General features: G+C 67.5%; 13 protein-coding genes. 3 read left to right on the forward strand and 10 right to left on the reverse strand.

Features of this window, described 5'->3' with window-relative positions; all coding sequences use genetic code 11:
- Positions 1 to 210: 210 nt before the first annotated feature.
- Complete coding sequence (xth, locus tag IAE41_RS01215; RefSeq protein WP_200731696.1) at positions 211 to 1,002, reverse strand: exodeoxyribonuclease III; 792 nt, start codon at positions 1,000 to 1,002, stop codon at positions 211 to 213.
- Between the two features lie 92 nt (positions 1,003 to 1,094).
- Positions 1,095 to 1,991, reverse strand: a complete 897-nt coding sequence (locus IAE41_RS01220) for an SDR family oxidoreductase (protein WP_200731697.1) — start codon at positions 1,989 to 1,991, stop codon at positions 1,095 to 1,097.
- Positions 1,992 to 2,093: 102 nt separating this feature from the next.
- Between IAE41_RS01220 and IAE41_RS01225 the strand changes: the two genes are divergently transcribed.
- On the forward strand, positions 2,094 to 2,936 hold the full coding sequence (locus tag IAE41_RS01225) for a helix-turn-helix transcriptional regulator (protein ID WP_200731698.1): 843 nt from the start codon (positions 2,094 to 2,096) through the stop codon (positions 2,934 to 2,936).
- Positions 2,937 to 2,976: 40 nt separating this feature from the next.
- The gene (locus tag IAE41_RS01230) at positions 2,977 to 3,672 is read left to right on the forward strand and encodes an HAD family phosphatase (RefSeq protein ID WP_200731699.1); all 696 of its coding nucleotides are present in this window, start codon (positions 2,977 to 2,979) and stop codon (positions 3,670 to 3,672) included.
- Positions 3,673 to 3,744: 72 nt separating this feature from the next.
- On the opposite strand, the gene IAE41_RS01235 is transcribed toward IAE41_RS01230, so the two are convergent.
- Entirely contained in the window at positions 3,745 to 5,979 is a 2,235-nt protein-coding gene (locus tag IAE41_RS01235; protein ID WP_234458202.1) for a TonB-dependent siderophore receptor, read from the reverse strand.
- Positions 5,980 to 6,205: 226 nt separating this feature from the next.
- Here IAE41_RS01235 and IAE41_RS01240 point away from each other — a divergent pair, with 226 nt between their 5' ends.
- Positions 6,206 to 6,484, forward strand: a complete 279-nt coding sequence (locus tag IAE41_RS01240) for a hypothetical protein (RefSeq protein ID WP_079221976.1) — start codon at positions 6,206 to 6,208, stop codon at positions 6,482 to 6,484.
- Positions 6,485 to 6,508: 24 nt separating this feature from the next.
- Here the strand turns inward: IAE41_RS01240 and IAE41_RS01245 are convergent, their stop codons facing one another.
- The 7 genes from IAE41_RS01245 to IAE41_RS01275 all read right to left on the reverse strand — a co-directional run bounded on the left by IAE41_RS01245 (position 6,509) and on the right by IAE41_RS01275 (position 12,341).
- Complete coding sequence (locus tag IAE41_RS01245) at positions 6,509 to 6,856, reverse strand: hypothetical protein (protein ID WP_200731700.1); 348 nt, start codon at positions 6,854 to 6,856, stop codon at positions 6,509 to 6,511.
- A 73-nt stretch (positions 6,857 to 6,929) separates the two neighbouring features.
- Positions 6,930 to 8,861 (reverse strand): response regulator, encoded by a 1,932-nt coding sequence (locus IAE41_RS01250; protein ID WP_200731701.1) that lies wholly within the window; start codon positions 8,859 to 8,861, stop codon positions 6,930 to 6,932.
- Positions 8,848 to 9,702 (reverse strand): ATP-binding protein, encoded by an 855-nt coding sequence (locus tag IAE41_RS01255; protein ID WP_234458203.1) that lies wholly within the window; start codon positions 9,700 to 9,702, stop codon positions 8,848 to 8,850. Before IAE41_RS01255 ends, IAE41_RS01250 begins: the two co-directional genes overlap by 14 nt.
- A 14-nt stretch (positions 9,703 to 9,716) precedes the next feature.
- Positions 9,717 to 10,730, reverse strand: a complete 1,014-nt coding sequence (locus IAE41_RS01260) for an ATP-binding protein (protein ID WP_200731703.1) — start codon at positions 10,728 to 10,730, stop codon at positions 9,717 to 9,719.
- The gene (locus IAE41_RS01265) at positions 10,721 to 11,122 is read right to left on the reverse strand and encodes an anti-sigma regulatory factor (RefSeq protein ID WP_200731704.1); all 402 of its coding nucleotides are present in this window, start codon (positions 11,120 to 11,122) and stop codon (positions 10,721 to 10,723) included. Before IAE41_RS01265 ends, IAE41_RS01260 begins: the two co-directional genes overlap by 10 nt.
- Complete coding sequence (locus IAE41_RS01270; RefSeq protein ID WP_079221983.1) at positions 11,119 to 11,481, reverse strand: STAS domain-containing protein; 363 nt, start codon at positions 11,479 to 11,481, stop codon at positions 11,119 to 11,121. The genes IAE41_RS01265 and IAE41_RS01270 overlap by 4 nt, the downstream gene beginning before the upstream one ends.
- Positions 11,481 to 12,341 carry an STAS domain-containing protein gene (locus tag IAE41_RS01275; RefSeq protein ID WP_200731705.1) on the reverse strand — a complete coding sequence of 287 codons (861 nt, stop codon included), beginning with the start codon at positions 12,339 to 12,341 and terminating at the stop codon, positions 11,481 to 11,483. The genes IAE41_RS01270 and IAE41_RS01275 overlap by 1 nt, the downstream gene beginning before the upstream one ends.
- Between the last annotated feature and the right edge of the window lie 219 nt (positions 12,342 to 12,560).

Here is a 12,560-nt window from a genome sequence, read left to right on the forward strand (position 1 = left end):
TGGAAGATCAGGCACCTGCAGCAGGCGTTGCCGGGCAAGGTTGGCCAACGGGGGAGGCAGCACAGGAGCGAGCATTTCGTGGCAATCGCAAGGGACAGAACTGCAACGTAGGCGCTGCCCGATCACATTGCTGTCTTGCCGGCGTGTCCGATGGATGAATGCTTTGGCAGTGCATCCTCACGACCAGCGCCTACAGCCAAGATGAAGGATTCAGATGCTGACGGTGAGCCACGTCGGCGCGTGATCGCTGGCTTTCTCCTGCAGCCGCACCCAGCGGTCGACGCCTGCGTCCTGCAGGCGCGGCGCCAATGCGGGGTTGAGCAGCAGGTGATCGATGCACAGGCCGCGGTCGCGCTCGGCGTGCTGGCGGAAGTAATCCCAGAAGGTGTAGATGACCGTTTCCCCATGTATTTCGCGCAGCGCATCGCGCCAGCCCTGCGCCAGCAGCTGCTCGAATGCCTCGCGGACGTCGGGCTGGAACAGCGCGTCACGCTTCCAGGCCTTGGGGTCATACACGTCCAGCTCGGTGGGGATGACATTGAAGTCGCCCATCAGCACCGCCGGGTGGGGCAGATCGACCAGCGAGCGGGCATGGCGCAGCAGCCGCTGCATCCAGCGCAGCTTGTAATCGTACTTCGAGCCAGGTTGCGGGTTGCCGTTGGGTAGGTACAGCGTGCCAACGACAACGCCGTGTACGGCCGCTTCCAGATATCGGCTCTGGCTGTCCTTGGGATCCCCCGGCAGCCGGCGACGGCTTTCGATCGGCATCGCATCCCGCGCCAGCAGCGCAACGCCGTTCCAGCGCGGCTCGCCGCACCAGATCGCGCCATAGCCCGCCTGCTCCAGCTCGGCTGCCGGGAAGGCAGCATCGGTGGCTTTCAACTCCTGCAGGGCCACCACATCGGGCGCTTCGCGGTCCAGCCATGCCAGCAGATGCGGCAGGCGCGGACCGATGCCGTTGACGTTGAAGGTGGCGATGCGCAGCGTCTTCCGGCGTGGCATGAAGGTAACCCCGGCAACCCCGTGCGGGGATCGATGGCCCGCAGTATCCGGGCCTGCAGATGCAGGCGCAGTGCAGGGCCATTCATCCGTCGTCAGCGCCCCTCGCGGTAATCCATGTCCTGCAGATCCTGCAGCAGCGTCGGGCCGACCGGCTGCCAGCCAAGGCGCTGCCGGGTCAGTGCACTCGATGCCGGCAGGTCCATGCCGGCGAACAGGCCAAACCAGCCGAACATCGTGGCCGCGTCATCCGCAGCGATGCTGCGCACCGGCACGCCCAGCCCGGCACCCACCACCTCGGCGATGCGCCGGGCACTGATGCCCTCCTCGGCCACGGCGTGATAGCGCTCACCGGCGTGGCCGCGCTCCAGGGCCAGGACGTAGGCACGGGCCACATCATCCACATGGGCCGCGGACCAGCGATTGCCGCCCTCGCCCACATAAGCGGCCACCGCCTGCTTGCGCGCGATGTCGATGAAGTAGCTGATCAGGCCCTGTCGGAAGGCATCGTGCACCTGCGGCAGGCGCATCACCCGCACGTCGATGCCCGCCTCGAGCAGCGCGTTGCCCGCGCGTTCGGAGGCGATGCGCGGGTTGCCATGGGCAGGATTGAACACGGTCTCCAGCGCCGGCTGGCCGGGCGCGGCCTCCCCCATGCCGACGCCGGAGGTGATCAGCAGCGGGCGCAGCGAGCCCTTCAGTACCTCGCCCAGTGCGCCGATCACGGCCGCGTCCTGCTCGCAGTTGGCGGCGAAGCGGCTGAAATCGTGGTCGAACGCGGTGTGGATCACCGCATCGGCTGCCGCCGCGCCTGCGCGCAGGCTGGCCAGGTCGCCCAGCTCGCCACGCTGCACGTGGGCGCCTGCGGCGCTCAGGGCCTCCGCGCCCGCGTCCGAGCGGGTCAGGCCGATGACCTCATGGCCTGCCGCCTGCAACTGCTCGCATACGCGGCGGCCAATGAAGCCGGTGGCGCCGGTCAGGAATACACGCATGGAATGCTGCTCCGCTGGAAAGTGGGACCAGTATCCGGCTCCGCGCATCCTGTTAAAGTAGTGACGTTATACAGGTATAGTCACTGACAGGCAGGGAACGGCATGAACCAGCACTCGCTCGGGGAATTTCTCAAGAGCCGCCGCGCACGGCTGGATCCGGCCAGTTTCGGTTTCGCCACCGGCCGCCGACGCACGCCAGGCCTGCGTCGCGAGGAGGTGGCGCAACGGGCCAGCATCAGCCCGACCTGGTACACCTGGCTGGAACAGGGCCGCGGCGGCGCACCGTCGGCCGAGGTGCTGGACCGCATCGCCGCTGCCCTGCGCCTGACCGACGCCGAACGCGAACACGTCTACATGCTGGGGCTGGGCCGCCCGCCGGAAGTGAAGTACCGCAGTGGCGACAGCATCTCGCCGCGCCTGCAGCGGGTGTTGGACGCCCTGCCCCACAGCCCGGCGCTGATCCGCACCCCGACCTGGGACGTGGTCGCCTGGAACCACGCCGCCACGGTACTGCTGACCGACTACGCGCAGGTGCCGCCCAGCGAGCGCAACATCCTGCGCTTCATCTTCAGCAACAGCCGGGTACGCGCGGCGCAGGAAGACTGGAGCAGCGTTGCACGCTTCGTGGTGGCGTCGCTGCGGGCCGACGCGATCCGTGCAGGTGCCGAGGCGGAGGTGGCGCAGCTGGCGGCCGAGCTTTCGGCCAGCAGCCCCGAGTTTGCGGCGCTCTGGCGCAGCAACGATGTGGTCAGCGAAGGCGACGGCAGCAAGCGGCTCAAGCACCCGGAGCTGGGCCCGCTGGAGCTGGAATTCTCGACGTTCTCGGTGGAGGCACGCCCGGACCTGTCGATGATCGTCTACACCGCCGGCAACGCGGCCACGCTGCAGCGGATCGCGGCGTTCATCGAGGCGCGGCGCACCCCGCCGCCGCCTGTGGGAAAATGACGGGCAGCTTCCCCCCGTTGGTTGTTGCAAGGAGTTCCTGATGTCCCCCTTCCCCTTCGATGCCGTGCTGTTCGACTGCGATGGCGTCCTCGTCGATTCCGAGCCGCTGGTTGCCCGCGTGCTTTCGGAGATGCTGACCGAGCGCGGCTGGCCGCTGACCCAGCAGCAGGCCGGTGAGATCTTCCTCGGCAAATCCGTGGCGGGCCTGGCTGGCCTGATCGAGGAACGCACCGGCAAGCCCTTCACCGAGGCGTGGCTGGATGAATTCCGCCACCAGCGCAACGTGGCGCTGGAGCGCGACCTGGTTGAAATCCCCGGTGCGCCGTCCGCCGTGCGTGCCCTGCAGGCGGCCACCGGCGGCAGGATCGCCTGCGCCTCGGGCGCCGATCTGCTGAAGGTGCGCCTGCAGCTGGGCAAGATCGGCATCCTCGATGCCTTCGGCGGGCAGATCTTCAGTGGCCAGGACCAGCCGCGGACCAAGCCGCACCCCGATGTTTACCTTGCCGCCGCCGCGGCGCTGGGCGTCGATCCAACCCGTTGCGCGGTCATCGAAGACACCGTGACCGGCGCGACCGCGGGCGTTGCTGCCGGCGCCACGGTGTTCGGTTACAGCCCGGGCGGCCAGTACCACAGCACGCCCGAAGCCCTGCGTGCAGCCGGTGCCCACGTGATCTTCGAGTCGATGCACGAACTGCCGGCCGTGCTGGCCGCGTACGCCGCCAACGCAGCCGCGTGATCGGCGCTGCCGCCGCCCCTTTGGAGTGCGGCGGCAGCCTTGCATCATCAGGTGCTCAACACCAGGTGCGCATCACCAGGTAAACCGCGCCGTCGCCGTCACCGTGCGGCCGGTGCCGTAGTAGCAGGAGGACACGCCGGTGCAGGTCGACACAAAACGCTTGTCGGCCAGGTTGCTCAGGTTCAATGACAGCAGCGTGCCCACTGCGCCATGCAGGCCGGCGTCATAGCGGATGGCCGCATCCCACAGCGTGTAGGACGGAATGCGGTACAGGTTGGCACTGTCACCATAGCTCGTGCCGTTGTAGCGCACGCCCGCCGCCAGGCTCAGGCCTTCCAGGGCACCTGCCTGGAAGGTGTAATCCCCCCACAGCGAGGCGGTCCAGTCGGGCACCATCGCCAGTTCCTTGCCGCGGTAGCCGTTGTTGCTGCGGGTGACTTCCGATTCCATCCACGACCCAGCGCCGATCACGCTGAAGCCCTGCAGCGGGGTGACACGGCCCTCCAGTTCGACACCGCGCACGCGGCCTTCGCCATCCTGCACCTGGCACTGGCTGGTGCCCGTGGTGCCACAGGTGTTGTGGCTGCTGTCCGGATCATCGGTCAGCACGTTCTGCTGGCGCAGGTCGTAGGCCGACGCGGTGATCAGGCCGTCGAAGCTGGCGGGCTGGTACTTCAGGCCCGCTTCCCACTGCTTGCCGGTGATGGGATCGAACGCCGTGCGTTCGAAGGACTGCGTGGCCGTGCTGCCGGCCGGCTGGAAGGATTCGGCATAGCTCAGGTACGGGGTCAGGCCGTTGTCGGCCACGTACAGGATGCCGGCGTTGCCGCTGAAGGCATCGTTCTTGATGTGGCTCGGCGTGCGTGTGCCGTAACGGTCGGTGGCCACGGTATAGGCCTGGGTCCAGGTGTCATCCTTGGTCCAGTCGTAACGGCCGCCGACGGTGAAGCGCCACTTGTCCAGCGCGATCTGGTCCTGCAGGTAGGCACCGGTCTGGCGGTTGATGCCACCGGAGTAGCTGATCGACGTGGTGGCCGGGATGTAGCCGCTATAGACCGGGTTGAAGATGTCGATGGCGGTGGGCGTATCGGTGGCAGTGCCCATCGCGCCGCGCGCGGCGGTCCAGTCGGCCTTCTGCCAGTCCACGCCCAGCAGCAGGGTGTGCTCGGCGGCGCCAGTGCTGAACGTGCCGGTCAGGCGGGTATCGGCGGTGTCGCCGCGCGAATCGCCCTCGCCCCAGGTGGCGCGGCGCTTCTGCGTGCGGCCATCGGCGTTCAGTGCGCCATTGGTCACCACGCTGCGGAAGGTCGATTCCACGTTCAAGCGGCGTGCGCTCTGGCTCAGCGTCCAATGGTCGTTGAAGGCGTGTTCGAACAGCCAGCCGCCGGACCAGATGGTGCGGTCGTAGGTGTTCCAGGTCGGCTCGCCAATGAAGGTGGTGTTCTTCATGTGGCCGTGGGGCGTGGCCACCAGGGTGCCGGCCATCGGCAGGAACTGGTAGGTCGAGCCGCCATCATCGCGCTGGTACAGGCCCAGCACGGTCAGGCGGGTGCGTTCGGCCATCTGCCAGGTATAGCTGGGGGCGAGGAACCAGTGCTCCTGGTCGGTGTGCTTGATCTGCGTGTCACCGTCGCGGTACAGGCCAACCAGGCGCCCGAGATGCCGACTGTCAGCGCTGCCGGCGCCGACGTCGAAGGCAGTGCTGTACTGGCCGTTGCCATCCACGCCCAGCTGCAGCACCTGCTGCTGGTCCGGGGTGGGCGTCTTGCTGACCTGGTTGACCATGCCGCCCGGTGCCACCTGGCCGTACATCACGGCCGAAGGGCCCTTGAGGACTTCCACGCGGTCCAGGTTCCAGCTGTCGACCATGGTCCGGTTCCACTGCCCACCCTGCGGGGCGCGCATGCCATCGACGGTGACGTTGTTGCTCCAGCTGCCGGCATCGAAGCCGCGGATGCGGAAATCATCCACGCGGTTGTCGATGCCGGTGCTTTCCAGCGAGACACCGGCCACGTAGCGCAACGCCTCGTTGAGGTTCTGCACGCCGCGTGCGTCCAGTTCCTCACGGGCGATGACCGAGACGGACTTGGCCATCTCCGCCACCGGGGTATCGGTCTTGGTTGCACCCGAGGTGTGGGTGATCGTGCGGTAGGCGTTGACGTGCACTGCATCCAGATCGGTGGGCGTGGCGCCGTCCGGCATTGCCGACTGGGCCTGTGCGGCGATCGGCAGCGCCAGCAGCGTGGCAACGGACACGGACAGCAGCGAGCGCATCGGCTCGCGGGCAAGGGAACGGGTATGGGACATGGGGAACCTGCTGATAGGAGGCGCGCCTGGGGCGGCGGCAGCGGCGCTGGTTAAGGGCGCGTTAAATCATAGCAGATGCGAATGGTTCCCACTAGCATCGGCGCGACAATCGGTCGCAGCGCCGATGCATCGATGGCCGAGCACGGTGCCTTAACCGGCGTTGCCTATGCTGTCTGCGCGTCGCACGCCTGCGGCGCGCCCGCAATGGAACGCACGAGGAGATTGCATGACCCGTCTGCACAGCCTGATCGTCACCGCCAGCCTGCTGGCCCTCAGCCCGCTGGCCCTGGCCGAAACGGTGAACCTGACCAACAGCGCCGACGGCGCCAACCGCGATGCCGGCATCACCGCAGTGAAGAAGAAACTCAGCGACGCCTGCACCGACCGCAAGGGAACGCCAAAGTCGGACTCGTTCGAGGTGGTCTTCGAGAAGACCAGCGAGAACCCGAACGTGCCGAAGCCCTATTACGTGGACGGCAAGATGCAGTGCGAGCTGCCAGGCTGATGCCGTTGCGGGCCTGGCCTTGGGTCAGGCCTGCAGCCAGGCCCAGAGCAACCCCATCGGCAGCGCCGCCACCAGCGCCATGACCCCCAGGCACCCTGATCCGCCTTTCGTGGTCGACTCTGGCTTGCCCCGGTGTCGCGGTGGCTGCGCCTGCAGCCACTGCCGGTGACAGGCTTGGCAGAAGAACGTGGTTTTGCCACCGCGCCAAGCCTCCATTGTCCGTGCATCATGGTGCGCGGCAGATCCGCAGCCCCGGCATCGGTAGATGCGCGATGGCGGCCTGGCGTTCCGGTGCCGGCCGCCGAATACGAAGCCCACGACGATCACGGCGATGACCGCAACGATCAGAACCCCTGGTGTGATGACATCCATGCCCCCTCCCTGAAGAGGCGATGGTAGCCGATCACCTGGCCGGGTTGGCCCGAAGCACCGTCGCCCGGCCGCCCTACAGCGCCGCGCGCACGGCGGCCATCAGTTCCAGCAGGCTGAACGGCTTGGGCAGCAGGCTCATGCCGGTACCGAGGAAGGTCTCGCGCACCGCGGCGCGCTCGGTGTAGCCGGTGATGAACAGCACCGGCAGTACCGGATTGATCTCGCGCGCGGCATCGGCCAGTTCGCGCCCGTCCATGCCCGGCAGTCCGACGTCGGTCAGCAGCAGGTCGAATGCAGGGTCCTGCCTCAGCTGGCGCAGCGCCTGGCGGGCATCCGCCGCCAGCGTGACCTGGTAGCCGGCCTCGGACAGCATCTCGCCGACCATCATCCGGACCGAATCGGTGTCATCCACCAGCAGGATGCGCTCGGACTGGCCACGTGGGGGGGCTGCCTGGTCGATGCTGGCATCGATCTGGACCGGTTCACCGGCAGGCAGCAGCAATTCAATCTCGGTCCCCTCGCCCGGCTCGCTGGCGATGCGCGCCACCCCGCCTGACTGCCGCGCGAAACCATAGGTCATCGACAGGCCCAGCCCGGTGCCCTCGCCCTGCGGCTTGGTGGTGAAGAAGGGTTCGAAGACCTTGTCCAGCAGGTCCAGCGGGATCCCCGGCCCGTTGTCGATCACCTTGAGGCTGACATAGCGGCCAGGCGTCAACTCCTTCTCGCGCTGGACCTCGCAGGCTTCGGCGCGCAGGCGGATCAGGCCGCGGCCCGCGAGTGCGTCGCGTGCATTGATGACCAGGTTCAACACCACGTTCTCGAACTGGTTGACGTCGGCGATGGCCACCAGCGGTTCATCGCCCAGCTCGAATTCCAGCTCGATGTTCTCGCCGATCGAGCGGCGCAGCAGGTCTTCCAGCGAGCGCGTGCGCGCGACCAGGTCGAAGGGACGCGAATCCAGCGGCTGCTTGCGCGCGAACGCCAGCATGCGCTGGGTCAGGGCGGCGGCGCGCTGGGCCGATGCGGCGGCGATGCTGCTGTACTGGGGCACCTTCTCCAGCCGGGAAGAGGCAACGGCCAGCTCGATCATGTCCAGGCCGGAGATGATGGTGGTCAGCAGGTTGTTGAAATCATGGGCGATGCCGCCGGTCAACTGGCCCAGCGAATCCATCTTCTGTGCCTGCAGCAGCTCGCCTTCGGTGCGGGTGCGCTCGGCGATCTGGTGGGCCAGCTCGGTGGTGGCCGTTTCCAGCTCGGCGCGCTGTGCGCGGGCGCGCACGTGGTGCTCGGTCACGTCTTCCACCACCACCAGCCCATGGCCGGTGCGGCGGTCCGGCGTCAGACGCCATTGCGTGTTGCGCAGGCCCTGCCGGCCCGTGATGGCCAGCACGCCCTGCCAGCGCTCCTGCCGGGCCAGTGCGTCCTGCAGGTCCAGCACGAACTCCTTGTTGCTGCCCATCATGGCAAACAGGGAGCCATTGGCATCGGCCTCGCTGAGCAGGCGCGCGAACGCGGGATTGCTCTCGTGGATCTGCAGCTGCTCATCGAGCACGGCAATGGGCGCGTTGACCTGGCTGAAGATCTCCTGGAACCGCGCGTCCGCGTCACGCAATGCTTCTTCGGCCCGGCGCGCGCGCAGCAGGCTGCGCAGGGTCGCCAGCAGGACATCCGGGTCCACCGGGTGGATCAGGTATCCATCGGCGCCGTTGTCCAGGCCGGTGATCATGTCGCCGGTGGCGATCGAGGCCGCCGAAACGTGCACCACCGGCAGCAGCTGGGTGCGCGGGTGCGAACGCAGCTGGCGCACCACGTCGAAGCCGCTCATGTCCGGCAGGTTGACGTCCAGCACCACCGCGCCGAACTCAGAGCCGGCCAGCCGGTCGAGCCCCTCCTGCCCGGTGGCCGCTTCACTTACGCTGTAGCCATGGTGTTCCAGCACGCGCCGCACGGAATACCGCGTGGCCGCGTTGTCGTCCACCACCAGCACACGATCAGAGTGGGGCATTGGCGGCCTCCGTCGCCTGGTCCAGTGCTACCGGCAGGATGACATGGAATGCCGAACCGCTGCCAGGCAGGCTCTCCACCGCGACACGGCCACCGAGGAGTTCAGCGAAGCGCTTGCACAGCGAGAGGCCCAGGCCGGTGCCGCGCAGGCGCTTCTGCAGCGGCGAATCCACCTGCACGAAGTCTTCGAACAGCGCCGGCAGCAGCTCCTGCGCGATGCCGATACCGGTATCGCGCACGGTGAAGCGGACCTCGACCTCGCTTTCCATCCTCGCCGACACCACCACCTGCCCCTCCGGGGTGAACTTGATGGCGTTGGAAATATAGTTGCGCAGGATCTGCGCCAGCTTCTTGTCGTCGGTGTAGAGCATCGGCAGCGGCGGCGGATCCTCGAACACCAGCTCGATGCGCTGGTTGCTCTCCACCAGCGGCCTGAACATGCCGCGCAGCGCGGCGAACAGGTCCATCAAGTCGAACCAGCCCGGCGAGATCGTGATGCGGCCCGCCTCGATCTTGGCCAGGTCCAGCAGGTCATCGACCATCTCGCGCAGCTCCGACGCCGAGGCGCTGACAAAGCGCACCTGGCGCAGCTGCTCATCGTTGAGCGGCCCGTCGAAGCCGTCCTCCAGCAACCGGGTCATGCTGAGGATGGAGCCCAGCGGCGTGCGGAACTCATGGCTCATGTAGGACAGGAACCGGCTCTTGAGATCGGACACCTCGCGCAGCTGCACCGCCTGCTGGTCCAGCTCGGCATACAGCGCCAGCACGCCCTGGTTGGTTTCTTCCAGCTCCGCCCGCAACGCGGCATTCTCGGCCGCCAGGCGCGCGTTCTCTTCCTGCATCTGCTCCTGCCCCATCACCACGCTCCCATGCGCAGGGCAACGATGCTGGCATCGTCACGCCCGCGGTCGAAATCACGCTGCAGCACCGCCACCACCAGGGCCGGGTGGCGATGCACCAGGCCCGGATAGTCCTGCAAACGCCAGCGCCCCTGCAGGCCATCGCTGTGCATCAGCAGCAGGGTGCCGTGCGCGGCGTGAACGTTGAATGCCTGTGCCTTGCGGTACTGCACGCCGACGATGCCGGGCATCGAGGCCAGGCCGCGGTAGGTCGTGGCATCGGCAATGCCGGCACTGATGTTGCCGATCCCGGAAAACTGCAGCTCGCCCCCGGCCAGCGGCAGGGTCGCCACGGCGACGGCGCCGCCGCGGGTGCCCGACATGGCCCGATGCAGCGCTTCAATCAGCGGATTCGGTGATTCTACGCCCGCCTCCGCGGCCGCGCGCGTGCCTGCCTGCGCCGCATCGGTCGCGTGCAGGCCGTGGCCCAGGCCGTCGATCACGGTCAGCGTCGCCTGCCCTTCACGCACCGACAGGTGCCACGCATCGCCGCACGCCTCCTCGCCCCGCATGGCAAGGCGCAGGGCGCCATAAGCGAGGTCAGCGCGCGGGCCGGCACGGTCGGGATAGATGCGGGCGACGACAATCGTGCCACGCGCATCGGACCAGCTGTCGAGCAGCGCCGCCTGGCGCTTGACCGCCCCCAAGCCCAGGCCCTGGCTGCCACCGGTGGAATAGCCTTCCACCAGCGCCTGCGAAAGCACGAAGCCGGGACCGGCGTCCACGGTGTACAGCTCGATACCGCGGGCGTCGCGCCCCTGCACGACCGAAAGATGGACCTTGCCGCCACCGCCATGGCGCAGCAGGTTGCTGGCAAGCTCGCTGGCCGCCAGTGCAACCCGGCCGCTGTCCGTTTCGTCGAAACCGATACGCGCCGCCAGAGCCAGCGCCTCACGGCGCACCTGCCCGACCTGGGTCGATTCCTCCACGGCCACGACGCGGGTGACGTGGCCGGAGAAACTCACGTCCATTTGGTGATGGTGATGCGCGTGCCCTGGCCCGCTGCACTGTCCAGTTCAAAGACATCCACCAGCCGCCGTGAGCCAGACAGGCCCAGGCCCATGCCCTTGCCCGACGACCAGCCATCGGTCAACGCCTGCTCGATGTTGGCAATGCCGGGGCCCTGGTCGGAAAACACCAGGCGCACGCCACGGCGCAGCCCTTCATCCAGCAGCTCCCAGTCCATCTGCCCGCCACCGCCGTAGATGACGGTGTTGCGCGCCAGCTCACTGGCCGCGGTCACCAGCTTGGTCTGGTCGACCAGGCGCAGCCCGCAGGCCACCGCGGCCTGGCGCACGGCCTGGCGGGCCAGCACGACGTCCTGCTCCACCCGCACCGGTAACGTCCCCTGACGTGCGGTCATGGCGCTTCATCACTCTGGCGCAGCAGCTTCATGCCGCGCTCCACGTTCAGTGCCGTGCGCACACCGCTCAGGTCCAGGCCCAGCTCGACCAGGGTAATGGCTACGGCCGGCTGCATGCCCACCACGACGGTGGTCGCATCCATCACCCGCGACAGCGCGGAAATGGTGGCGATCATGCGGCCGATGAAGGAATCGACGATATCCAGCGAGGAGATGTCGATCAGCACGCCACGCGCCGATGTGCGGCGGATGCGCTCGCTGAGGTCGTCCTGCAGGTTGAGCGCCAGCTGGTCGTGCATGTCCACCTGGATGGTGACCAGCAGCAGGTCGCCCATCTGCAGGATCGGGATGCGGTCCATCAGCGGTTGGCCTGGCTGACGGTCACGCCGTTCCGCTTCAGCGCCAGGGCCAGCGCGTCGGCCAGGTTGGCCTTGGTCACAATGCCCTGCAGGTCCAGGCCCAGGTGCACGATGGTCTGCGCGATCTGCGGACGCACGCCACTGATGATCGCGTCGGCGCCCATCAGGCGGATAGCGGTGACGGTCTTCAGCAGGTGCTGTGCCACCAGCGTATCCACGGTCGGCACGCCGGTGATGTCGATGATGGCGATTTCCGAGCCGGTGTCGACGATCCGCTGCAGCAGCGATTCCATCACCACCTGGGTCCGCTGCGAATCCAACGTGCCGATCATCGGCAGCGCCAGCACGCCATCCCACAGCTTCACCACGGGCGTGGAAAGCTCCAGCATCTCTTCCTGCTGGCGCTGGATGACGTCCTCGCGGGTGCGCTGGAACGCCTTCACCGTGTGCAGGCCCAGCACGTCCAGCAGCTCGGAGATCGACCACAGCTGCTCGCCGAGCGACTGCGGGTCACCGCTGTGGTGCTCCTGCAGCAGCTGGAACAGCGGCCGCTTCAGCGAGAAGATGAAGGTGGCGGTCTCCGACGAGCTGAACCCCTTGAGCGCGCGGTCGCGCGAGAGATCCTCGAGGAAATGGCGGATGCCCTGCCATTCGCCGCCCTGCAGGTTGGCTGCATCGGCCGCCGACAGGGCGGGCAGCAGCAGTTGCCAGAATTCGTTGACCTGGATGTCCAGGTCGCGCGCGCCGATGCGGCTGTCGTCGTTCTGCCCGGCGGCGTTGAGGTTGTCCCGCCACTGCGCGATCAGGGTCGACTGATGCTCGCGGATGAGATCGATGGTGCGCTGCTGCAATGCCGCCATGGGTACGGTCCAGGTAGTTGGAAACGCCGGGGACCGACCCTGAAGGACGAGCCCCCACTCGTCAGGAAGCGTATTAAGCACTGTGAAGACGTTTTCGGCATGTGAAATTCAGATCACACGCCCCGTCACGGGTCACCGAGCGCCAGCGCTTGCCTCCACAGGCATTCACATCGCCACGCAGTCATCTTCGCGATAGTGGCGCACACCCACCCGTCCCTG

This window comes from Stenotrophomonas sp. S39, assembly GCF_016624665.1.
Taxonomy (GTDB): Bacteria; Pseudomonadota; Gammaproteobacteria; order Xanthomonadales; family Xanthomonadaceae; genus Stenotrophomonas.

Coding starts and splice junctions, on each gene's coding strand:
- xth (WP_200731696.1), bottom strand. CDS start 1,002: ATGCCACGCCGGAAGACGCTGCGCATCGCCACCTTCAACGTCAACGGC.
- IAE41_RS01220 (WP_200731697.1), bottom strand. CDS start 1,991: ATGCGTGTATTCCTGACCGGCGCCACCGGCTTCATTGGCCGCCGCGTA.
- IAE41_RS01225 (WP_200731698.1), top strand. CDS start 2,094: ATGAACCAGCACTCGCTCGGGGAATTTCTCAAGAGCCGCCGCGCACGG.
- IAE41_RS01230 (WP_200731699.1), top strand. CDS start 2,977: ATGTCCCCCTTCCCCTTCGATGCCGTGCTGTTCGACTGCGATGGCGTC.
- IAE41_RS01235 (WP_234458202.1), bottom strand. CDS start 5,979: ATGTCCCATACCCGTTCCCTTGCCCGCGAGCCGATGCGCTCGCTGCTG.
- IAE41_RS01240 (WP_079221976.1), top strand. CDS start 6,206: ATGACCCGTCTGCACAGCCTGATCGTCACCGCCAGCCTGCTGGCCCTC.
- IAE41_RS01245 (WP_200731700.1), bottom strand. CDS start 6,856: ATGGATGTCATCACACCAGGGGTTCTGATCGTTGCGGTCATCGCCGTG.
- IAE41_RS01250 (WP_200731701.1), bottom strand. CDS start 8,861: ATGCCCCACTCTGATCGTGTGCTGGTGGTGGACGACAACGCGGCCACG.
- IAE41_RS01255 (WP_234458203.1), bottom strand. CDS start 9,702: ATGCAGGAAGAGAACGCGCGCCTGGCGGCCGAGAATGCCGCGTTGCGG.
- IAE41_RS01260 (WP_200731703.1), bottom strand. CDS start 10,730: ATGGACGTGAGTTTCTCCGGCCACGTCACCCGCGTCGTGGCCGTGGAG.
- IAE41_RS01265 (WP_200731704.1), bottom strand. CDS start 11,122: ATGACCGCACGTCAGGGGACGTTACCGGTGCGGGTGGAGCAGGACGTC.
- IAE41_RS01270 (WP_079221983.1), bottom strand. CDS start 11,481: ATGGACCGCATCCCGATCCTGCAGATGGGCGACCTGCTGCTGGTCACC.
- IAE41_RS01275 (WP_200731705.1), bottom strand. CDS start 12,341: ATGGCGGCATTGCAGCAGCGCACCATCGATCTCATCCGCGAGCATCAG.